This is a genomic window from Nocardiopsis codii (genome assembly GCF_036327455.1).
GTDB classification, from domain to species: Bacteria; Actinomycetota; Actinomycetes; order Streptosporangiales; family Streptosporangiaceae; genus Nocardiopsis; species Nocardiopsis codii.
In genome coordinates this window covers 22,152-42,378 of the sequence record NZ_JAUZMY010000044.1, presented here as the reverse complement: position 1 = coordinate 42,378, position 20,227 = coordinate 22,152, and the positions used below count along the sequence as shown (strand labels likewise).

The window sequence follows — 20,227 nt, the reverse complement described above, 5'->3', positions numbered from 1 at the left end:
GGCGCCTCCGGGGGGGGGGGGGGGGGGGGGGTCGGCTCCGGCGGAGGAGAGGTAGACGATGTGGCGGGCGTGGTGGGCCAGGGCGGTGATGAAGTCGGCGGCGTGGTCGAGGGTGGGGTGGGGCCAGACGAGGAAGGCGGAGGTGGTGCCTTGGAGTGCGTGTGGCCAGGTGGTGGGGGTGTGGAGGTCGGCTCGGGCGGTGGGGGTGCCGTGGGGGATGCGGGGGTGGTGGGGGTTGCGTGCGAGGGCGCGGACGGGGCGTGCGTGGGTGAGCAGGGTGGTCAGGACGTGGTGTCCGACGGTGCCGGTGGGTGTGGTGATCAGGTGCATGGGTGTCCTTGTGTGGGTGTGTGGTTCCCACGGTCGTGCCTGAAGTTTGGTTGAGGTCAAGGTGGCGGGCGGGGTGGCGGGAAGGGTGGGGTGTGTGTCCTTGCGGTCGTGGTGGGCGGGTGGTGGGGTGGGGGGATGGTCCATGAGGTGGTGGTGGTCGTCTTCGACGGTGTGCAGAGCCTGGATGTGACGGGTCCGTTGGAGGTGTTCGCGGGGGCGGCGTTTGCGTCGGGGTCGGGGTATCGGGTGCGTACGGCGTCGTTGGGCGGGGGTGCGGTGGTGGCCTCCAGCGGTGTGGGGTTGGTTCCGTCGGTGGCGTTGGAGCGGGTGGGTCGGGTGGACACCCTGGTGGTGCCGGGGGGTGCGGGTACGCGTGAGGAACAGCCGGAGTTGGTGGGGTGGTTGCGTGGGCACGCGTGGGGGGTGGGACGGGTGGCGTCGGTGTGCACGGGGGCGTTCCTGTTGGCGGAGGCGGGTGTGCTGGACGGGTTGAGGGCCACCACGCACTGGGCGTTCTGTGAGCGGTTGGGGCGGGAGTACCCGTCGGTGCGGGTGGAGCCGGATCCGATCTTCGTGCGTGAGGGGCGCGTGGTGACGTCGGCGGGGGTGACGGCGGGGATCGATATGGCGTTGGCGCTGGTGGAGGAGGATCTGGGGCGGCGGGTGGCGTTGGAGGTGGCGCGTCATCTGGTGGTGTTCCTGCGCAGGCCGGGCAACCAGGCGCAGTTCTCGACGCACCTGTCGGTGCAGGCGGCGCAGCGGGAGCCGTTGCGGGAGGTGCAGCACTGGATCGCGGAGCATCCGGAGGGTGATCTGTCGGTGGGGGCGTTGGCGGAGCGGGTGGGGTTGTCTCCCCGCCAGTTCGCACGGGTGTTCGCCCGGGAGGTGGGGTGTACGCCGGGCCGGTACGTGGAGCGGGTGCGGGTGGAGACGGCGCGGCGGTTGCTGGAGGAGGGTGAGGCGCCGGTGGTGGCGGTGGCGCGCAGGTGCGGGTTCGCGAGTGCGGAGGTGATGCGGCGTGCGTTCGTGCGGGCGCTGGGGTGTGCGCCTGCCCGGTACCGGGAGCGGTTCCGTTCGGGGGCCGCCTGAGGCCCCCCCTTTTTTTCTCCCTTGCGGGTTGTGCTGTGGGCGGGTGCGGTGTGGTGTTCGTCTCGGGGGCGGCGCGGGGGCGCTGTTCGGCGGTGGTGCGCTCGTCCGCGTGGTGCGTGTGCGGGGGTGTCGCGGGAGCGGGGCGGGTGGTGGGCGGGTAGGACCGGTTCGCGGACTCCCGGTCCCCCCTCTACGTGAAAGAGAGCGTCGCCATGGATCCTGTCGCCGACATCGGAGCGGACATCGCGGGCAGCTACCGGGCTTTCGCCCGGCACTGCGCGGCGGGGGGTTCCCCCGCCTACGCGCGGATCTGTGAGGAGCTGGCACAGGACGAGGAGGTGCTGGGGCTGGTGGCGTCCCTGCCGGAGGGGGCCAAGCGCCAGCCCAACCTGCTGTTGGGGGCGGTGCGGTTCCTGGGCGGGCCGGTGCAGACGTGGCAGGCATGGCGTGAGTGGCTGGTGGGGCACTGGGGTGAGGTGCGCTCGGTGGTGCTGGAGCGGCGCACCCAGACCAACGAGGTGCGGCGCTGCGCGACCCTGCTGCCGGTGCTGGCGTCCATCCCGGGCCCGTTGGCGCTGTTGGAGGTGGGGGCGTCGGCGGGGTTGTGCCTGTACCCGGACCGGTACCGGTACTCCTTCGACGGCGGGGCGGAGGTCGGCCCGGCGCAGAGCCCGGTGCTGTTGGAGTGTGCGACCTCGGGCGGGGTGCCGGTGCCGGATCGGGTGCCGCAGGTGGTGTGGCGTGCGGGGATCGACGTGAACCCGTTGGATGCGGGCGATGAGGGGGATGTGCGCTGGTTGGAGTCGCTGGTCTGGCCGGGGGAGGCCGAGGCGGTGCGGCGTGAGCGGTTGCGGGGGGCGGCGTCGGTGGTGGCGGCCGATCCTCCGCTGTTGGTGGAGGGGGATCTGGTGGAGCGGTTGGGGGAGGTGGCGGCGTGGGCTCCTGAGGGGGCGACGCTGGTGGTGTTCCACAGTGCGGTGCTGGCGTACCTGCCGCGGGAGCGGCGGGAGGCGTTCGAGCGGGCGGTGGGGCGGGTGCGGGGGCGCTGGGTGTCGAACGAGGGGTGGCGGGTGTTCCCGGGGTGGGAGAACGCCGAGCCGGTGGTGGACACCGATTTCACGCTGGCGGTGGATGGTCGGGTGGTGGCGTACACCGGTGGGCACGGGCAGTCGGTGGCCTGGGTGTGAGGGTGGTGTGGTCGGGCCCCTTTTTTTGCGTGTGGTGGGAGGGGTCCGGCGGTGGGTCGAGGCCCGGTTCTCCCGAAGCTACGGTGAGCCGCAGAGCAACCCGGGGGTGTGGAGGGCTGCTCCAGGATGTGGCGGTGGACGGCCCCGTTGAGGCCGAATAGTGTTCGGTGCTCCGAGGAGCGGGCCGACCGCACGGCCGCCGACGTCGTCGACCACCGGGAGGCGGGTGCTGTCGAAAGGCCGGCATCGGGAGTGGTGAGCGCGGTGCGCATCGGGTGTGGTGCTGACGCGCGAGGTGCAGCCCTGACCGCGCCGTGCTGTCCATGCCCTGATCGGGTGCGGCCCGCTCGGCGTCGTCCGGGTCAGCGGCGCGTAGGACGTCCTGGGAGGAGACCCCCGATCTCGTCGGGACGCTGCGGCGGCAGAGCAGGCGCGGGCCATGGTCGCTTGCGTGTGCGGGCGGAGCTGCCGCTGATCATGTCGGGCGGATCGGCCCTGCAGGGCGGGTTCCGGTGAGCAGAGCTTCGGCATGCTTGCGGAAAGCGGTGACCAGACGGCTGCGGTCGCCGGTGCGCGTGGCGAGTACGACCTGGCTCGGTTCGACCCCGTGCAACGGGACGGTGGTGAGGCTGGGATGCAGGCCGGTCGCGTGGTCGAGGGGCGGCCCGATGGCCACGGCCTGCCCGGCGGCGATGAGTTCGTGTTTGTCCTCGAGGGCTTCGACCAGGGGGCCGTCGGGCGCGGGCCGCCCGTCGGGCCGGGGATCGAGCCGCCAGTAGGCGTTCAACAACGGGTCGGACTGGCGTACGCGGGGGATCGGCTCGTCGGCGATGTCGTCGAAGGTGACCAACGCCTCGGTTCCCCTCCCAGCCGATCCGCTCGTCGCGCTGTGGCAGCAGATCACGGTGCTGCGCGAGTGGCGCGGCGACGCGCATTTCATCGTGCTCGCCGCCAACGACCTCGGGCCGTGTGACTGCACCGTTCCGCAAACCGCGACAGGTCACTTCCCGGAAGCGATCGCGCGTACCACTCGGCTGTGGGACGACGAGGAAGTGGCTGCGGCAACGACACGCCTCGTCGCACGCGGTTGGCTCAACGCCGACGGCACCGCTACCGATGCCGGCATCGCGGCGCGCGAGCAGATCGAGGTCGAGACCGACGAGCACTGCGCGGCGCTGTGGACGCCGATCGGCGACGCCGGCGTCCGTCGCCTCACCTCGCTCATCATGCCGATCCACGACGCGTTCACCGCAGCCAGGACATACCCCTTCCGGGTGGAGATGGGAGACACGCAGTCCGCGGATCCGGAGGCCGCCAGGTAGGCGCCGTTCTCGTGTAGCCGGGACGAACGGACATGGAGGTCTGGTTCGTCCGAGGCTCCGGTGAGTCGCAAAGCAACCGCTGAGTGGCTTCGGGGGTGGCCGGGCGCTCATCGCCGGCCGCTACTTCTGGAAACACGCGCACCGGCCGGCCGCGTCGGCCCTCGCCTTGCCTGACAACTGGCGGACGGACACCGCGCCTCCAGCGACCTGGGTGAGGCGACCCGCTCACCGACGCCTCCGCAGGGGAAGCAGGCCGCCTACCAGGTGGTGGGGTGGGCGTCGACTTCGGCGATGAGGGCCTTCTTGCGTTCGGGGGGCAGGAAGGAGGCGGTGAAGGAGTTGCGGGCGAGTTGGCGCAGGGTGGCGTCGTCCAGGCCCAGGTGGGTGTGGAGGGCTTCGTAGTTGTCGTGGACGTAGCCGCCGAAGTAGGAGGGGTCGTCGGAGTTGACGGTGATGAGGAGTCCGGCGTCGATGAGGGCGGGCAGGGGGTGTTGGGCGAGGGTGGGGACGGTGCGCAGGCGCACGTTGGACAGGGGGCACACGGTGAGGGGGGTCTGTGTGCGGGCGAGGTGGGTGAGCAGGTCGGGGTCGTCCAGGGCGCGGATGCCGTGGTCGATGCGTTCGGCTTCGAGGAGGTTCAGGGCCTGCCAGATGTAGGAGGCGGGTCCTTCTTCTCCGGCGTGGGCGACGCAGTGCAGGCCGAGGTCGCGGGCGGCCGCGAAGACGTGGGTGAAGTTCTCGGGAGGGTGGCCGACCTCGGCGGAGTCCAGGCCGACGGCGGTGATGCGGTGCAGGTGGGGGCGGGCCTGGTCGAGGGTGTGGAGGGCTTCTGCGGCGGGGCGGTCGCGTAGGAAGCACAGGATGAGGGCGGTGCTGATGCCGTGGCGTTCGAGGCTGGTGTCCAGGGCGGCGGCCAGGCCGTTGATGACGGTGTCCAGGTCGATGCCGCGGCTGGTGTGGGCCTGGGGGTCGAAGAAGATCTCGGCGTGGCGGACGCCCTGGGCGGCGGCGCGGGTGAGGTAGGCGTCGGCGAGGTCGGTGAAGTCGGCTTCGGTGCGCAGGACGTCCATGAGGGCGTAGTAGAGGTCGAGGAAGGACTGCAGGTCGGTGAAGGAGTAGGCGTCGCGGAGGGCGTCGACGGTGGGGTGGGGCAGGGTGAGGTTGTTGCGGTGGGCGAGGGCGAAGGCGAGTTCGGGTTCGAGGGTGCCTTCGATGTGGAGGTGGAGTTCGGCTTTGGGCAGGGGCATGGCGGGGTGCTCCTTCGTGGGTGTTGTGGTGGTGTGTGGTCATTGTGGCTGATGGGTGGGGGTGGGTGGGTCGGGTGTGGGGGCGGTGTCGCCCACACCGTGGCCCGGTGGCGGGGTGGGCACGGGGTGCGCCCGGGTCCATGTGGTGGTGGCCCGGGCGCGGGTGGTGCGTCGGCGCGGGGACGGCCGGCCGGCGCGGGTGGCGGGTCAGCGGCGGCCTCGCCGGGGGGTGTCGTCCTTGCCGGGGTTCCAGTTGAGGGCGCTGGCCCTTTCCATGAACTCCTCGACGGTGATGTCGCCGCGGGCGAAGCGGTCGGCGAGGGTGCGGCGGGCGTCGTCCTCGGGTGCGGCGGGGCGGGGGGCCCAGGGTGGGGCGCCGTGGCGGGTGCGTAGGACGGTGAGGAGGACGGCGCCGGCGATGAGGGCGATGAGCAGGCAGAACATGAGTGCTCCCAGTGGTGCGAAGGGTGGCGGTCCGTCCCCCCAGGGGGGTGTGTGGGCCGCGGTGGTGGCCGCGAGTGCGGCGGTTGCGGTGTTCATGGGTCCACTGTGCGCGTGGTGGGTGGTCGCGGTCGTCCCCCGGGTGTCGACTCCTGGTGTACGTCGGTGGGCGTAGGGGGTCTGCGTCGTGGGTGCGATGACGTGCGGGGGTGGTGGTTCTAGGGTCGGGGTGTGGCTGAGGTGCGAGGTCGTGTGCGGGTGCTGGTCTGGGACGGGGTCCTGGGCGTGGTGCTGGGTGTGTTGGTGGTGGGGGCGGTGCGCGGGCAGTTGGCGTGGCGTGGCGGGGGGCCGGGTCCGGGGCCGTGGAGGGGTGGTCCGCCGGCGGGGGTGGACTGGGGTGCGGTGGTGGTGCCCTGGTCGGTGTGGGTGGCGGTGGGTGTGCTGGTGTGCGCTGTGGTGGTGCGGCGTGTGTGGCCGGTGGCGGCGCTGGTGGCGGGTGCGTGCGGGATGGCGTTGTTCCTGGGGGCGGGGCATCCGCCGGGGCCTGTGCTGGTGTTGCCGGCGTTGGTGGTGTTCTCGGCCGGGTTGCGGATGGGGGTGGGGCGTTTTCTGGGGTGGGCGGGGCCGTTGGTGGTGGTGTCGGGGTTGTTGTCGCAGGCGGGTCGTCCGTGGTGGGGGTGGGTGGACGGGGGTGCTGTGACGGCGGTGGTGTTCGCGGTGGGGGCGATGGCGGTGCCGGCGGGGGCTGGTGTGTTCGTGCGTGCGCGGCGGGAGTCGCGGCGGCGTGAGAGGGAGCAGGAGGTGGCGTGGCACCGCTATGAGGAGCGGTTGCGGATCGCCCGTGAGGTGCATGACCTGGTGGGGCACAGTTTGTCGGTGATCAGCATGCAGGCGGGGGTGGCGTTGCATGTGGTGGATCGGCGGCCGGAGCAGGCGGCGGTGGCGTTGGAGGCGATCCGGGAGAGCAGCCGGTCGGCGTTGGAGGAGTTGCGGGGGACGTTGGCGGTGTTTCGCGGGGAGGGCGGGGTGGCGGAGCGGGGGCCGTTGCCGGGGTTGGGCCGGTTGGAGTCGTTGGTGGGTGAGTTGCGTGCGGCGGGGCGCCGGGTGGAGTTGGTGTGGGAGGGGTCGGGTGGTGTGCCGGGGGCGGTGGACCATGCGGCGTTTCGGATCGTGCAGGAGGCGTTGACGAACGTGGTGCGTCATGCGGGTGGGCGGGCGCCGGTGCGGGTGGTGGTGGAGCGGGGTGAGCGGATGGTGGTGGTGTCGGTGGTGGATGAGGGTGTGGGTGTGGTGGGCGGGGTGCGTGAGGGGTCGGGGATCGCGGGGATGCGGGAGCGTGCTGGTGCGGTGGGCGGGGTGTTGCGGGTGGGTCCTGGGGCGGGTGGGGGTTGGTCGGTGGTGGCGGAGTTGCCGTTGGGGGGTCGGGTGTGAGGGTGCGGGTGGTGGTGGCCGACGATCAGGCGTTGGTGCGGATGGGGTTGCGGGTGTTGTTGGAGACGGAGGAGGACCTGGAGCTGGTGGGGGAGGCCGCGGACGGGTTGGAGGCGGTGCGGTTGGTGCGGGAGCTGCGCCCGGACGTGGTGTTGATGGATGTGCGGATGCCGGTGGTGGACGGGTTGGAGGCGTTGCGTCGTATCGGCGCGGAGGAGGCGTTGGCGGGGACGCGGGTGGTGGTGCTGACCACGTTCGAGTTGGACGAGTACGTGTTCGAGGCGTTGCGGGCGGGGGCGTCGGGGTTCTTGATCAAGGACAGTGATCCGGCGCAGATGTTGGCTGCGGTGCGGGTGGCGGCGCGGGGTGAGGCGTTGTTGTCGCCGTCGGTGACGCGGCGGGTGGTGGCGGCGTTCACCTCGCGGAGCCCGGCCGGGGGCGAGGTGCGCAGGGTGGAGGTGTTGACCGGGCGTGAGCGGGAGGTGGTGGCGTTGGTGGGTGAGGGGCTCAGCAACGAGGAGATCGCCGGCCGGTTGGTGGTGTCCCCGGCGACGGCGCGCACGCATGTGAGTCGGGCGATGGTGAAGTTGGGGGCTCGGGATCGGGCCCAGTTGGTGGTGTTCGCGTTCCGGGCGGGGTTGGTGCGCTGAGCCGGGTGCTGGGTAGGTTCCCCGGGGTTGGTGGTCCCCTCCTGGAAGGCGGCGGTGTATGGGAATCGACGTGGGTGCGGTGCGGGCGGACACCCCTGCGGTGGCGGATCTGGTGCATCTGAACAATGCGGGTTCGTCGTTGCCGCCGGTGCCGGTGATGGACGCGATGGTGGGGCATCTGCGGTTGGAGGCGCAGGTGGGCGGCTATGAGGCGGCGGAGCGGGCCGAGGCGCGGGTGGAGGGGTTCTACACGGCGGTGGCGCGGTTGGTGGGGGCGCGGCCGGAGGAGATCGCGTTCGTGGAGAGTGCGACGCGTGCGTGGGAGGCGGGGTTCGGTTCGGTGCGCCTGGAGGCGGGGGACCGGGTGTTGACGACCACGAGTGAGTACCCCAGTAACGCGTTGGGGTTGGTGAAGGCGGCCCGGGAGCGGGGGGTGCGGGTGGAGGTGGTGCCCGACGGTCCGGACGGGGTGGTGGATCTGGAGGCGTTGGAGCGGGAGTTGGGGCGGGGCGGTGTGCGGTTGGTGGCGTTGAACCACATGCCCACGCACAACGGGTTGGTGAATCCGGTGCAGGAGGTGGGGGCGCTGTGTCGGGCGGCGGGTGCGTTGTTCCTGTTGGATGCGTGCCAGTCGGTGGGGCAGTGGGATCTGGACGTGGAGCGGTTGGGGTGCGACCTGTTGACGGGGACGGGGCGCAAGTATCTGCGGGGGCCGCGGGGGACGGGTTTCCTGTACGCGCGTGCGGGGGCGGATCTGGTGGAGCCGGCGGTGGTGGACGTGTCGTCGGCGCACTGGGTGGGGGAGGGCGGGTACCGGGTGCGGGCGGACGGGCGCCGGTTCGAGAGTTTCGAGCGGAGTGTGGCCGGTCAGATCGGGTTGGGTGTGGCGGTGGACTACGCGGTGGCGTTGGGGTTGGAGCGGATCCGGGAGCGTGTGGGGGCTTTGGCGGAGTACGCGCGGGACCGGTTGGGGCAGGTGGCGGGGGTGCGGGTGTTGGATCGGGGGCCGGTGCGGTCGGGGATCGTGACGTTCGCGGTGCAGGGGGTTCCGGCGGAGCATGTGCGGGCGCGTCTGGTGGGGGCCGGGGTGAACGTGAGTGTGGCGCGGGTGTGGAACCAGGTGTGGGAGGCCAAGGTGGGGGTGGATGAGGCGGTGCGGGCGTCGGTGCACTACTTCAACACCGAGGAGGAGGTCGAGGTGTTGGTGCGGGAGTTGAAGGAGCGTGCCGCGTAGCGGTTGTCCCGGCTTGGTTGTTGGGCGCCCCCGCCCGTGCGGGTGGGGGCGCCGCGCTGTGTGCGGGCGGGGGCTGGTGGCGCGCCGGCCCGGAGGGGGCGGTGTGCTGGGAAGGGCCCGGGGCCGGTGTTCTGGGTGGGGTCAGGGGGCGAGCCGGTCGGTGGCGGCGCGGGCCGCCCCCAGGAGGGTGACGGTGCCCGCGCTGTGCCCGGCTTCCTCGACCACCGCCAGGGAGGCGTCGGTCCAGGTCCGGGAGAGGCGGTGGGCGATGTCGACGGGGCCGCTGATGTCCAGGCGTCCGTGCACCATGGCCCCGGGGGTGCCGACCAGGCGGTGGGCGTCGCGCTGGAGCTGGTCGCCGTCGAGGAAGGCCGCGTGGGACCAGTAGTGGGTGACCAGGCGGGCGAAGGTCATGCGGAAGTCGGGGTCTGCGAAGCGGGCGTTGGGGGTGTGGCCGGGGGCGGTGGAGACGTGGACGTCCTCCCACCGGCACCAGGCGCGGGCGGCCTCGAAGCGCACCCGGGGGTCGGGGTGGGCGAGGCGGCGCGCGTAGGCGGTGGACAGGTCGTGGGGGTCGGCGCCGGGGCCGGCCCCGTGGTGGAAGAGCTCCCATTCCTCGGGGAAGACGCGGCCCATGGCGTGGGTGAGCCAGTGGACTTCGGCGGCGGTGGTGTTGGTGACCGCGACCAGGGCCAGGGCGCTGACCCTGTCGGGGTGGGTCTGGGCGTAGGCCAGGCCCAGGGTGCAGCCCCAGGAGGCGCCCAGGACGTGCCAGGTGTGGATGCCCCGGTGGGTACGCAGGGCTTCGATGTCGTCGAGGAGGTGGTGGGTGGTGTTGGTGGTGAGGTCGGTGGTGGTGTGGCGGGCGTTGGGGGTGGAGCGTCCGCTGCCGCGCTGGTCGAGCATGATGACGCGGTAGCGGTCGGTGTCGAAGAAGCGGGTGTAGCCGGGGTGGCAGCCGCCGCCGGGGCCGCCGTGCAGGACCAAGGCGGGGTGGCCGTGGGGGTTGCCGTACTCGTGCCAGTACAGGTGGTGGCCGTCTGCGGTGTCGAGTACGCCCTGGGTGTGGGGGGCGGGGTCGGTCATGGTGGCCTCCGCGGTCGCCGGGGTGGGCGGGGGACTCTACTACAGGGGTGGGCGCCGATCCGAGGGGGCGGGTTCCGGGTGGGGAGGCGGGGCCGGGCTCGTCCAGCTCCTCCTCCAGGGCGGCGCGGGCCTGGGGGTGCGACGGAACGGTGCGGTCCTTGCCGCCCGACCGGTCCTTGCCCCGCACCCGCACTCTCCCCTGCCGCGCTGAGAGCCGCACGTGGGCCACCTCCGACGCGACGGTCTGCGCCACCCGTAGGCCCGTGCAGTGGGCCGGGTGGCAGATGGCCCCGGCCAAGGTCGCGGGTTGCTCTTCCTGGTGCCGGGCCTTCAGGGGACCAGGCCTCATGAGCTTTCCCGGGCGCTAGTTCTTGCTCGGCCGGGTTTCGGGGGCGGTCAGTGGATCTTGCTTCTCCCGCCTGGGGGCCGTGCTGGGCGCGGACCAGCTCGCGAGGAGCTTGAGCCTCTCCTCGTGCGGGGACCCCGGTTCGGCGGTGTAGAGCGAGAGGTCGTGCACGGCCCGCGGTGCGGTCGGCAGGTCCAGGGACCGGAAGGTCAGCTCAAGGTCGCCGACCTGCGGGTGGTGCAGGCGTTTGGTTCCGCCGTGGTGGATGCGCACGTCGTGCGAGGCCCACAGGACGCGGAAGTCGTCGCTGAGGGTGGACAGCTCGCCGATGAGTTCGCGCAGCGCCTGGTCGTGGGGTTCGCGTGCGGCCTCGGCGCGCAGCAGTGCCACGGTCATCGCGGCCCCCGCCTGCCAGTCCGCGAAGAAGTCGCGGGAGGTGGGGTCGAGGAAGTGGTAGCGGGCGAAGTTGGCCCGCCCGTGGGCGGTCGTCGTCCGGCTGTCGAACATCGGCGCGTGCGACGCCCTGGCCAGGGCGTTGGTCGCGACCACGTCCAGTCGGCCGTTGCGCACGAACGCCGCCGACATCGTGATGGAGTCCAGCATCCACTGCACAGGCGGGGCGAGGGCGACCTCGCGGCGGCGGGTCGCCTTGCGGTGGGCCGGACGTGCGGCGCGGGCCAGGTCGAACAGGTGGGTGCGCTCCTCCTCGTCCAGGCGCAGCGCGTGGGCGACGGCGTCGAGCACCTCCTCGGACACCCCCGCGATGTGGCCCTTCTCCAGCCGGGTGTACCACTCGATGCTCACCCCGGCCAGGGCGGCGACCTCCTCGCGGCGCAACCCGGGGACCCGACGGCGGGAGCCCGGGGGAAGCCCGACCTGTTCCGGGGACAGCTTGGCGCGTCGGCTGGCGAGGAAGCCCCTGATGTCCGCACGGTTGTCCATGCCATCCACGATAGGTGCAGGTGAGCGGCTCAGGGGGGTTGAGGTTGTACCCCCGATAAACGCGACCTTCTCCGCAGTGGCGGTGGCCGGTGGAGTGGGGGTGACAGCGAAGGCATCACCACGACGCGAGGTCCGCCATGCACGATGAAGCCACCCGGGTTTCCCGGAAGGGTCGTTCGTCCCGTCTTCCCTTCGTCATCTACGCCCTGGCACTGGGGACGTTCCTGATGCTCACGACGGAGTTCGTCGTGGCCGGGATCCTGCCCGAGATCGCCGCTGATGTGGGGGTGGGTGTCGCCCGGGCGGGGATGCTCATCACGGTCTTCGCGGTCGGCATGGTCGTGGGCGCACCGCTGATGGCGATGCTGACCCTGCGGATGCCGCAGCGGGTGACGCTCGTGCTCGCTCTGGGCGTGTTCGCCCTGGGGCACGTGATCGTCGCCGTGGGCTCCGACTTCGCGGTGCTGCTCGCCGCACGGTTCCTCACCGCTCTGGCGACCGGTGCGTTCTGGGCCGTGGCCGCGGTGGTCGCCACCCGTCTCGCCGGCCCGGGGGCGGGTTCGCGCGCCGTGGGCGTCGTCAACGCCGGAGGGATGCTCGCCACCGTCCTGGGTGTTCCGCTCGGCGCGTTCGCCGGGCAGCTCGTCGGTTGGCGCGGCACCTTCTGGGCGCTGGCGGTCCTCGCTGTCGTCGCGATGCCGATGATCGCCCGCCACGTCCCCCGCGGCGGAGACGGGCACCGGTCGGTGTCGGTCCGCTCGGAGCTGGCCGCTCTGCGCTCGGGCCGACTGTGGTTGGCGTTGGCGGCCTGTGCGGCCACCACCGGCGGTGTCCTGGCCGTGTACTCCTACATCGCGCCGCTGCTCACCGAGCGGACCGGCGTCCCCGCCGACCTCGTTCCGCTGGTGCTCGCCGGTTTCGGCGTCGGCTCGCTCGTCGGGTCCGTGCTGGGCGGCCGTCTCGGCGACAGCCGACCGCACACGGCGACGATCCTCGCGCCGCTGGCGACCGCCCTGATCCTGTTGGTGCTCTGCTTCGTCTCCGGCGCGTCGGTCCCGACGACGGTCCTGCTGGTCCTGCTCGGGCTGTTCGGCCTCGGTGCGAACCCGGTGCTGATCTCCCTGGCGGTCCGCTACGCCGGCCACGCGCCCACCCTGGGGTCCTCGCTCAGCGTGGCGGCCTTCAACGTCGGTACCGCGGCTGCTTCCTGGATCGGCGGCATCGCCCTCGGAACCGGTCTGGGCGTGACGGGCCCCCTCGTCGTCGGGACGGCCATCGCCGCCCTGACCCTGGTTCCCGCGACCGTGCTGGCCGTGGTCCAGCGCCGCCGTGACACGGGGGTGGGTCCCGGGGGCGTGCACGCCCTGTTCTGACCCGCGCACGCCTGGAGCAGGGCGCCCGGTTCGGGTGCACACCGGGTGCGGGCGTTCTCCGCCTTGCGCACCCCACCGGCCAGGCGGGAGAGCACGGTCAAGCCGGACAGTGGGATCTGGTGTTCGAGCGGGTAGAGCACGGCCGGGGCGAACAACGCCTACCGAACCGTCGCCCAGGTCGCGGCTCCACCGCCACGTCCTGGAGCGATCCTCCTCGGCCCCCGGGTGGCGGTGAGCCCCGACTTGCCACTCTACCGACCGATCGGTAGAGTGATGTTCGCAGGTCGGGGCACCGGCCTGCTCTCCCACCACCACATGAGGACATCACCATGACCAACGACACCCGGGCCCGGGCCATGTCCGTCTACGCCGCCCACTTCGCCGCACGCGGCTACCGGGGCACCTCGCTGGAGGCCGTGGCCACCGAGGTCGGCGTCCGCAAGCCCACGCTCTACCACCACTTCTCCGGCGGCAAGGAGACCCTGCACAAGCTCGTCGCCCTGGACTTCATCGAACGGCGCGGCCGCAGCCTGCAGGAGTCGCTGGCCACGCCCGGCGGGCTCGTCCCCCAGCTGAGGGCCGTCATCGTCGGCGCCGTCGCCGACCCCACCGGGGCCACCTCCTCCTTCGAGCAGCACCTGTTCGACTCCCTGGACCAACTGGAGGGGGACGTGGAGAAGGAGTTGCGCGAGGCGTACGTGTCCACGCTGCTGGAGCCGGTGACGGCGCGCTTCGCCCAGGCGGTGGCCGAGGGGGAGCTCACCGGGGCGGACCCGGCGCTGCTGTGCAACGCCTTCCTGCACCTGGCCCGGGCGGTGGACATGGCCCCCGGTGGTCCCGAGGAGGCGGCGGCCACCCTGGTCTCGCTGTTCCTGGACGGCGCCCGCGCCGCCTGAGGCGCGCGCCGTCCGCGACGCGACGCGCCGGGGCGCCCCGTCGTGGGGCGCCCCGGCGCGTTGCCGTGTTCGGGGGTGCGGGATCCCCGTGGCCCCGCACCCTCGTCCCCGTGCCTTGTCCGGCGTCCGCCTCAGGCGGCGGTGCCGCCCTGGCCCACGAGGATCTTGCGCGGCTTGGCCTTCTCGGTGACGGGAAGGCGCAGGGTCAGGACGCCGTCGGTGTAGTCGGCGCTGATGTTGTCGGTGTCCAGGTTCTGGCCCAGGCGCAGCCGACGGGTGAAGGCGCCGGTGGGGCGCTCGGTCACGACGGGGCTGGCCCCCTCCCGGCGGGAGGGGCGCTGGGCGCGGACGGTGAGCACGTCGCGCTCGACCTCCAGGTCGATGCTGTCGGCGCGGACGCCGGGCAGGTCGAGCTGGACGAGGAGTTCGCCGTCGGTGCGGGAGACGTCCATGGGGACGGTCCGCTGCTGTGCGGCGCCGGCGGCGGTGCGGGAGATGTCGAAGGGGATGGTGCGGGTGAGCAGCATGGTGGTGAACCCCCGAAATGATCTCAGAAACATAACTTGATGCTGATGGACTCAAGTTTATTGACGGACTTGGGCGCGTCAATGTGGTGTGCGCCACCGCACTCCGGTCGTTCTGGGATACTGGGGGCCTTCAGTGCCGATCCGAGAAGAGCCACCCGTGTCCGACGCTCCCACCGACCCCTTCCTCGCCTTCTGGGCGGAGCGCCGCCTGTGCATGCTGGCCAGCCCCCGACCGGACGGCAGTATCCACCAGGTCCCGGTCGGGGCGACCTATGACCCCGTGCGCCGCCTGGTGCGGGTGATCGCGGACGGGGCCAGCTTCAAGGCCCGCAACCTGGCCGCGCACCCCGGCGCCCTGGTGTCGGTGTCGCAGGTGGAGGGTGCGCGCTGGTGCACGCTGGAGGGCACGGCGACGGTGACGGGCGAGCCCGGGGCGGTGGCGGAGGCGGTGCGCCTGTACACCGCGCGCTACAAGGCCCCGCGCCCCAACCCCGCGCGGGTCGCCATCGAGATCGCGGTCACCCGGGAGTTGGGCAACGTGCGACCGTCCGCGCAGGGCGGCTGAACCGCGCCCGGGCGACCGCGCCCGCGGGGCGCCTCAGAGCAGGGCGCGGGCGGCGCGCTCGGCGTCGTCCAGGGTGTTGTACAGGTGGAAGGCCAGGCGGGTCCCCGCGCCCCTGCGGGTGGTGACGATCCCCGCCCGGGTCAGGCGTTCGGCGGCGTCGGGCCGCTCCACCGAGGTGATCGCCGATCCGCCCGGCGCTTGGCCCAGTGCGGCGCGCAGGTGGTCGGCCAGGGCGACGTTGTGGTCGTGGACGCGTTCCACGCCCGCCCGCAGGAGTACGCGGGTGGAGGCGGCCGCGGCCACGCACGCGAACCAGTTGGGTGAGGTGTCGAAGGCGCGGGCGGTGTCGGCCAGGTCCAGGTGGGGTTCGGCGCCGGTGGCGTACAGGGACGCCGCCGGGTCGCGGGCGGCGAGCGGTCCGGCGTTGTGGGGGCGCAGTTCGGAGCGCAGTGCCGGTGACAGGTAGGCGAAGGCCAGTCCGCGCGGGGTCATGAGCCACTTGTAGGTGGCGCCCAGGAGGGCGTCGTAGTCGGTGGCGCGCACCGGCAGCCACCCGGTGGCCTGGGTGGCGTCGACGACGAGGCGGGCCCCGTGGGTGCGGGCGGCGGCGGTGATGTCGGCGGTGGGGGCGATCTGTCCGGTGGCCGAGTGCACCAGGCTGTAGGCGACCAGGTGGGTGTCGGGGCGCACGTTCTCGGCCAGGTGTGGCAGGGGGACGGCGCGCACGGTGACGCCGCGGTCGGCCTGGGACAGCCACGGGTAGACGATCGAGGTGAACTCGTCGCGGGGGACCAGGACGTGGGCGCCGTCGGGCAGGGACGCGGCGAGGGTGCCCGTGATCTGGGAGGCGCTGGAGCCCAGGGCGATGTCGTCCTCGGGGGCGTGTACGAGTGCGGCCAGGTGGGTGCGGGTCTCCTGGACCGCGCGCCCCCAGTCCAGGGGGTCGCCGGTGCCGGCCTGCCAGGTGTGCAGGGCGTCGGTGAGGGCCTGGTGGGCGGGGGCGGGCGGGATGCCGTACTGGGCGGTGTTGAGCCAGACGGTGTCGGTGTTCCACAGGTGGTCGAAGGTGTCCATGGTGGCCGAGTGTGCCAGGCGGTGGTGTGCGGGGTGCGGGCCCGGCGGTGTCCGGTTCCGCCGGGTGGGGGTTCCGGGATCGTGGGGTCAGGCGCGGTCGATGGGGGTCAGGACGCGGGAGAGCAGGGAGGCCAGCTGGGCGCGTTCGTCGGTGGTCAGGGGGGCCAGGACGGCGGCCTCGCGGTCGAGCTGGTCGGCGAAGAGGGTGTCGGCGAGGGCGCTGCCCCGGTCGGTGAGGCGGACCTGGATCTCGCGGCGGTCGCGTTCGAGGGGGGTGCGGGTGATGAGCCCGGCGGCTTCCAGGCGGGTGAGGCGCTTGGTGGTGGCGGCGCCCGAGGCGATGGTCTCGCGGGTGAGCTGGCGGGGGCGCAGCCCGTCGGGGGAGCGGCGCAGGGCGGCCAGGACCTCGAACTCGGGGCGGGTGACCTCGGTGTCGGCGAGCCCGTCCTCGGTGATGTTGTTCATCAGGGCGGCCAGGCGCAGGACGCGGCCGACGGCGGCCATGGTGGACAGGTCCAGGTCGGGGTGCAGGCGGGTCCAGCTGTGGAGGAATCGGGAGACGGCGTCGCTCATGGTGGCCTTCCTGGTGGGGGAGGTCTCCCTCTCCGCTCTTGTTGGGTGCCAGTGAACCACACTAAGATAATTTACTTGTGAATTACTTTTTGTCCGTGGTGGCGTCCGTGCGCGGCACCCTCAGCGTCCGCGAGGCCTTCGTCCCCCGCCGGGTCCGCGGCAACGTCGCCGTCACCGCCCTGCGGGCGGGGGCGTGCGTGGCCCTGCCCCTGTTCCTGCTCCACGCCCTGGGGCGCGTGGACCTGGCCCCCTACGCCGCCATGGGCTGCTTCACCGCCCTGTACGCACGCGACGACACCTACGCCCGCCGCGCCTGGGTCCTGGCCGTGGTCGGATCCGCCCTCACCCTCGCCGTGGCGGTCGGCGGGCTGGCCTCGGCCCTGTTCTCCCACACCCTGGCCGCGATCGTCGTCGGCTCCCTGGTGGCCGCCGCGGCCAAGTACCTCTCCGACGCGCTGGCCTTCGGCCCCCCGGCCGGACTGATGTTCGTCTTCGCCACCGGCGTGTCCGCCTACAACCCCCAGACCCTGGCGGCGCTGCCCCTGGAGACGGCCACCACGGCGGCGGCCGCCGCCCTGTGCTGGACGGTGGCCATGGTCGGGGCGCTGACCCACCCCACCGCCCCCGAACGCCTGGCCGTGGCGCGCGCCCTGCACGCCCTGGCCCGCCACCTGCGCGAGGGCACCGCCGCCACCCGCGCCGCCGCGGAGGCCGCGGTGCAGCACGCCTGGACCACCCTGCTCTCCCGCCCCCGGACCGCCCGGCCCCGCAGCGCCCCCGCCCTGGAGGCACTGGAGATCCTCACCGCCCGGGCCGAAGCCCTGCTCGGCGGCACCGGGGACCCCGTCGCCGACGCCCGCGCCGCCGCGCAGATGAGCGAACTCGCCCGCCGTGCACGGTGCGACCGCACGGTCCGCCCCCTGGTCGGCGACCGCGAACACACCGCCCTGGCCGCGCACGCCGCCCACCTGCGCCGCCACCACACCCCCGCGCCCGGCCCCGGGGTGCGCCTGCGCGCCGTACTGCGCGCCCCCTCGCCCACCCCGGTGTCGGTGGCCCGCGTGGGCCTGGCCTCCCTGCTCGCCGGATCCCTGGCCTGGGCGCTGGGCATGGAACACGGGTACTGGGCGGCCGTCTCGGCCGGGTCGGTCCTGCAGGCCACCAACGTCACCACCACCTGGCACCGCACCCTGCAACGCGCCCTGGGCACCGTCGTGGGCGTGGTGCTGGCGGCCGTGCTCTTCTCCTTCGACTACTCGCCGCTGGGCATCATCGTGCTGGTGGTGCTCTGCCAGATGGCCGCGGAGACGGTGGTGATGACCAACTACTCCTACGCGATCGTGTTCGTCACCCCGCTCACCCTGGCCCTGTCGGGGCTGGCCCACCCCGGCGGAGCGGCGGAGGGCCTGGCAGCCGAACGCCTGTGGGCGACCGTGCTGGGAGCCGCGGTCGGCATCGTCGTGTGCGCGGTGCTGGCCAACCGCAGGGCCGGCGACCACCTGGAGGCCGCCCTGACCGAGGGGGAGCGGGCGCACCGGGCCCTGGAGGGTGACGGGGCCGGCGACCCGGCCGCGCGCCGGAGCCTGACCCGCGCCCTGGTCGCGCTGCGCGAGGCGCACGCGCTGTCCGCGGGCGAACCCCGTTCCGGCGGGGCGCGCACGGACGAGGTCGAGGACCTGCACCGCCGCGCCCGCACCCTGCTGGACAGCCCCCGCGGCACCCCCGGGCACACCTGAGCCCCCTGGGTAGGAGGGGGCCGCGGGCCCCCGGTCCGGGCCGGGACGGGTGCGCGGCAGGCCGCCCGGCGCGTGTCAGCGCCGGGGCCGCGAGCAGGCCCCGGCCCTCAGGCGGCCCGGGGCCGGGGGAGTGGAACTCGCCGGCGCTGCGGATGGAGACGAAAGCCGAGGCCCACGACACGACGGCGGCGCGGGCGGCGGCCGTGGCGGGCCACCGCCGGGGGCTGGGCGATGAGGTCACGGGACGACGCCGGGGCGCGGACGCTACGGTGAGCGGCGCAGTGTCGCGGGGTCCAGGCCCAGGGAGTCCCGCAGGGCTCGCTCCCCCCGGTCGGTGACCTTCAGGGCGCGGCCGGATCCGATCCTGGTGCACCAGTGGGCGGCCAGGGCGTGGGCGCACAGTGCGGCGCCGGCGGTCCCGGCCAGGTGCGGGCGGCGTTCGGTGCAGTCCAGGCAGGGGCGGGCCAGGGGGCGCCTGCCGGTGTGCTCCAGGGGGATGCCCTGGTCGGTGAACCAGGCCAGGCCCTCGTCGGTGAGGGCGAACCCGGTGTCCTGGCGGAGCAGGCCGCGGCGGGTCATGGCGTCGGTGACGGCGCATCCCAGGCGCCCGGCGAGGTGGTCGTAGCAGGTGCGGGCGGCGGCCATGGCCTCGCCGGCGCGGGAGGCGCGCAGGGTGCGCGGCGGGTCGGGAGCGGGGGCGGCCTGCGCGGCCAGGGTCTCGACCAGGTGGGCGGCGCCCGCGTCGGCCAGGCGGACGTAGCGGTGGCGGCCCTGGCGTTCCTGGGTCAGGAGTCCGCCCAGGGTGAGCTTGGTCAGCTGGGCGCTGATGGTGGAGGCGCCCACGCCGGTGTGGCGGGCGAGCTCTCCGGCGGTCCAGGCGCGCCCGTCCAGCAGGGCCAGGCACACCCCGGCCCGGGTGGGGTCGGCGAGCAGTGCGGCCAGGGAGGCCAGGCGGGGGCCGTCGGGAGCGTGCATGTTCTCCATGATGCGTCACGGACGGTGCGCTCACCGACGAACCTTCCAGGTCGCGCGGGTGCGGGCCGTGTGCGGCGACGGGCGGCGCGGGACCGGGCCGCCCGGTCGGGTACCGGCTCCGCTGTGCGGGTCGACGGTGCCGTCCCCGCCGTGACGCGGTCACACCGGCCTTCCGGGGTCCTGCGGGTCCCCGCTCCGGTGACGGCTGGGGCCCTTCCGGTCGCCTCGGTGTTCACGCCCGGGTGGCGGCCAGGACGGTGGCCTCCCGGTCGGGGTCGACGAGTACCCGGCAGGACAGGCCCGCCCGGGTGAACGCCGCCGTGGCCCGGCGCACCTGTTCCTGTTCCACCTCCACGAGCACGTGCCCGCCCGGGGCCAGCCACGCGCGGGCTCCGGCGGCGACCCGGCGGGCCGGGTCCAGGCCGTCGGCGCCGCCGTCCAGGGCCCTGAGGGTCTCGTGTTCGCGCGCCTCCGCGGNGAGCAGGGCGATCCGGTCGGTGGGCACGTAGGGCACGTTGGCGACCAGGACGTCGATGCGGCCGCGCAGGCCGCAGGGCAGTGCCGCGAACAGGTCACCCTGGTGGACGCGGCGCCCGGGGAGGTTGCGGCGGGCGCAGGCGACGCAGGCCGGGTCGATGTCGGCGGCGTGCAGGGTGATGTCGGGTCGGGCGGCGGCCAGGGCCGCGCCCAGGGCGCCCGAGCCGCAGCACAGGTCGACGGCGAGCGCGTGCGCAGGGAGCAGGGCGGTGGCCCTGCGGGCCAGGAACTCGGTGCGGGGGCGGGGCACGAACACCCCGGGGTCGACCTGGATGCGCAGCCCGCAGAACAGCGCCCAGCCCAGGACGTGTTCGAGGGGGAGCCCGTCGCAGCGCCGGTCGGCCATCCGGGCTGCCTCGCCGGGGGTGCGGGCGGTGGCGGTGATCAGGTCCGCCTCCTGCTCGGCGGACACGCACCCGGCGGCGCGCAGGCGCCGGACCAGGTCGGGCAGGGGGAGGGGTGGTGGGAGTGGGGACGCCACGTGAGCCTTTCGAAGACCTGTGGGCGCTCCGGTTACTGCGGGACGGTGTGTCCTCGCGGTGGGAACGCCGCGCCTGCGACTGCGCTGATCGTTCTCACCTCCCCGGCCGGTACTGCGTCGTGGTGCCCTCCCAGTCTATCCCGGCCCGAAGGCCCGGCCCGTGTTCGAACGAGGAGCGGGGTGTC

Annotated in this window: 21 protein-coding genes; 10 read left to right on the top strand and 11 right to left on the bottom strand. The window is 73.5% G+C overall.

Annotation, left to right across the window (positions count from 1 at the left end; genetic code table 11):
- Positions 1–330, bottom strand: a 330-nt coding sequence (locus tag Q8791_RS28895; RefSeq protein WP_330095006.1) for an SDR family oxidoreductase, incomplete at its 3' end; no start/stop codon positions are given.
- Positions 331–465: 135 nt separating this feature from the next.
- Between Q8791_RS28895 and Q8791_RS28890 the strand changes: the two genes are divergently transcribed.
- Together Q8791_RS28890 and Q8791_RS28885 are read left to right on the top strand one after the other, a co-directional pair.
- Entirely contained in the window at positions 466–1,419 is a 954-nt protein-coding gene (locus Q8791_RS28890) for a GlxA family transcriptional regulator (protein WP_330095005.1), read from the top strand.
- 212 nt (positions 1,420–1,631) lie between these two features.
- Positions 1,632–2,606 carry a DUF2332 domain-containing protein gene (locus Q8791_RS28885; protein WP_330095004.1) on the top strand — a complete coding sequence of 325 codons (975 nt, stop codon included), beginning with the start codon at positions 1,632–1,634 and terminating at the stop codon, positions 2,604–2,606.
- 475 nt (positions 2,607–3,081) lie between these two features.
- On the opposite strand, the gene Q8791_RS28880 is transcribed toward Q8791_RS28885, so the two are convergent.
- A complete protein-coding gene (locus tag Q8791_RS28880) occupies positions 3,082–3,456 on the bottom strand; it encodes a hypothetical protein (protein ID WP_330095003.1) in 375 nt (124 codons plus the stop codon).
- Between Q8791_RS28880 and Q8791_RS28875 the strand changes: the two genes are divergently transcribed.
- On the top strand, positions 3,437–3,928 hold the full coding sequence (locus Q8791_RS28875; protein WP_330095002.1) for an SCO6745 family protein: 492 nt from the start codon (positions 3,437–3,439) through the stop codon (positions 3,926–3,928). The genes Q8791_RS28880 and Q8791_RS28875 overlap by 20 nt on opposite strands.
- 257 nt (positions 3,929–4,185) lie before the next feature.
- Here Q8791_RS28875 and Q8791_RS28870 read toward each other — a convergent pair whose 3' ends face one another.
- On the bottom strand, positions 4,186–5,175 hold the full coding sequence (locus tag Q8791_RS28870; RefSeq protein WP_330095001.1) for an adenosine deaminase: 990 nt from the start codon (positions 5,173–5,175) through the stop codon (positions 4,186–4,188).
- A gap of 207 nt (positions 5,176–5,382) precedes the next feature.
- Positions 5,383–5,715 (bottom strand): SHOCT domain-containing protein, encoded by a 333-nt coding sequence (locus Q8791_RS28865; RefSeq protein WP_330095000.1) that lies wholly within the window; start codon positions 5,713–5,715, stop codon positions 5,383–5,385.
- A gap of 303 nt (positions 5,716–6,018) precedes the next feature.
- On the opposite strand from Q8791_RS28865, the gene Q8791_RS28860 reads away from it, so the two are divergent.
- Genes Q8791_RS28860 through Q8791_RS28850 form a run of 3 tightly spaced genes read left to right on the top strand, consistent with a single transcriptional unit; the run spans position 6,019 to position 8,931 of the window.
- A complete protein-coding gene (locus tag Q8791_RS28860; protein ID WP_330094999.1) occupies positions 6,019–7,047 on the top strand; it encodes a sensor histidine kinase in 1,029 nt (342 codons plus the stop codon).
- Positions 7,044–7,697, top strand: a complete 654-nt coding sequence (locus Q8791_RS28855; protein WP_330094998.1) for a response regulator transcription factor — start codon at positions 7,044–7,046, stop codon at positions 7,695–7,697. Before Q8791_RS28860 ends, Q8791_RS28855 begins: the two co-directional genes overlap by 4 nt.
- Before the next feature lie 58 nt (positions 7,698–7,755).
- Complete coding sequence (locus Q8791_RS28850; RefSeq protein WP_330094997.1) at positions 7,756–8,931, top strand: aminotransferase class V-fold PLP-dependent enzyme; 1,176 nt, start codon at positions 7,756–7,758, stop codon at positions 8,929–8,931.
- Between the two features lie 141 nt (positions 8,932–9,072).
- Here Q8791_RS28850 and pip read toward each other — a convergent pair whose 3' ends face one another.
- Both pip and Q8791_RS28840 read right to left on the bottom strand, forming a co-directional pair.
- Positions 9,073–10,017: a prolyl aminopeptidase gene (gene pip, locus Q8791_RS28845; protein WP_330094996.1), complete on the bottom strand. Its 945-nt coding sequence runs from the start codon at positions 10,015–10,017 to the stop codon at positions 9,073–9,075.
- A 364-nt stretch (positions 10,018–10,381) separates the two neighbouring features.
- Positions 10,382–11,305 carry a helix-turn-helix transcriptional regulator gene (locus tag Q8791_RS28840; RefSeq protein ID WP_330094995.1) on the bottom strand — a complete coding sequence of 308 codons (924 nt, stop codon included), beginning with the start codon at positions 11,303–11,305 and terminating at the stop codon, positions 10,382–10,384.
- A 137-nt stretch (positions 11,306–11,442) separates the two neighbouring features.
- Between Q8791_RS28840 and Q8791_RS28835 the strand changes: the two genes are divergently transcribed.
- Together Q8791_RS28835 and Q8791_RS28830 are read left to right on the top strand one after the other, a co-directional pair.
- The gene (locus tag Q8791_RS28835; protein WP_330094994.1) at positions 11,443–12,678 is read left to right on the top strand and encodes an MFS transporter; all 1,236 of its coding nucleotides are present in this window, start codon (positions 11,443–11,445) and stop codon (positions 12,676–12,678) included.
- A 329-nt stretch (positions 12,679–13,007) separates the two neighbouring features.
- Complete coding sequence (locus tag Q8791_RS28830; RefSeq protein ID WP_330094993.1) at positions 13,008–13,574, top strand: TetR/AcrR family transcriptional regulator; 567 nt, start codon at positions 13,008–13,010, stop codon at positions 13,572–13,574.
- 131 nt (positions 13,575–13,705) lie between these two features.
- Here the strand turns inward: Q8791_RS28830 and Q8791_RS28825 are convergent, their stop codons facing one another.
- Positions 13,706–14,101, bottom strand: a complete 396-nt coding sequence (locus Q8791_RS28825) for an Hsp20/alpha crystallin family protein (protein ID WP_330095008.1) — start codon at positions 14,099–14,101, stop codon at positions 13,706–13,708.
- A 157-nt stretch (positions 14,102–14,258) separates the two neighbouring features.
- Between Q8791_RS28825 and Q8791_RS28820 the strand changes: the two genes are divergently transcribed.
- Entirely contained in the window at positions 14,259–14,666 is a 408-nt protein-coding gene (locus Q8791_RS28820) for a pyridoxamine 5'-phosphate oxidase family protein (RefSeq protein WP_330094992.1), read from the top strand.
- Positions 14,667–14,699: 33 nt separating this feature from the next.
- On the opposite strand, the gene Q8791_RS28815 is transcribed toward Q8791_RS28820, so the two are convergent.
- Positions 14,700–15,740 carry an aminotransferase class V-fold PLP-dependent enzyme gene (locus Q8791_RS28815; RefSeq protein ID WP_330094991.1) on the bottom strand — a complete coding sequence of 347 codons (1,041 nt, stop codon included), beginning with the start codon at positions 15,738–15,740 and terminating at the stop codon, positions 14,700–14,702.
- An 87-nt stretch (positions 15,741–15,827) separates the two neighbouring features.
- A complete protein-coding gene (locus tag Q8791_RS28810) occupies positions 15,828–16,313 on the bottom strand; it encodes a MarR family winged helix-turn-helix transcriptional regulator (protein ID WP_330094990.1) in 486 nt (161 codons plus the stop codon).
- 77 nt (positions 16,314–16,390) lie between these two features.
- On the opposite strand from Q8791_RS28810, the gene Q8791_RS28805 reads away from it, so the two are divergent.
- Positions 16,391–18,049 carry an FUSC family protein gene (locus tag Q8791_RS28805; RefSeq protein WP_330094989.1) on the top strand — a complete coding sequence of 553 codons (1,659 nt, stop codon included), beginning with the start codon at positions 16,391–16,393 and terminating at the stop codon, positions 18,047–18,049.
- A 264-nt stretch (positions 18,050–18,313) separates the two neighbouring features.
- Here Q8791_RS28805 and Q8791_RS28800 read toward each other — a convergent pair whose 3' ends face one another.
- Together Q8791_RS28800 and Q8791_RS28795 are read right to left on the bottom strand one after the other, a co-directional pair.
- Entirely contained in the window at positions 18,314–19,024 is a 711-nt protein-coding gene (locus Q8791_RS28800) for an ArsR/SmtB family transcription factor (protein ID WP_330094988.1), read from the bottom strand.
- A 232-nt stretch (positions 19,025–19,256) separates the two neighbouring features.
- A complete protein-coding gene (locus Q8791_RS28795) occupies positions 19,257–20,042 on the bottom strand; it encodes a putative protein N(5)-glutamine methyltransferase (protein ID WP_330094987.1) in 786 nt (261 codons plus the stop codon).
- Positions 20,043–20,227 lie beyond the last annotated feature (185 nt).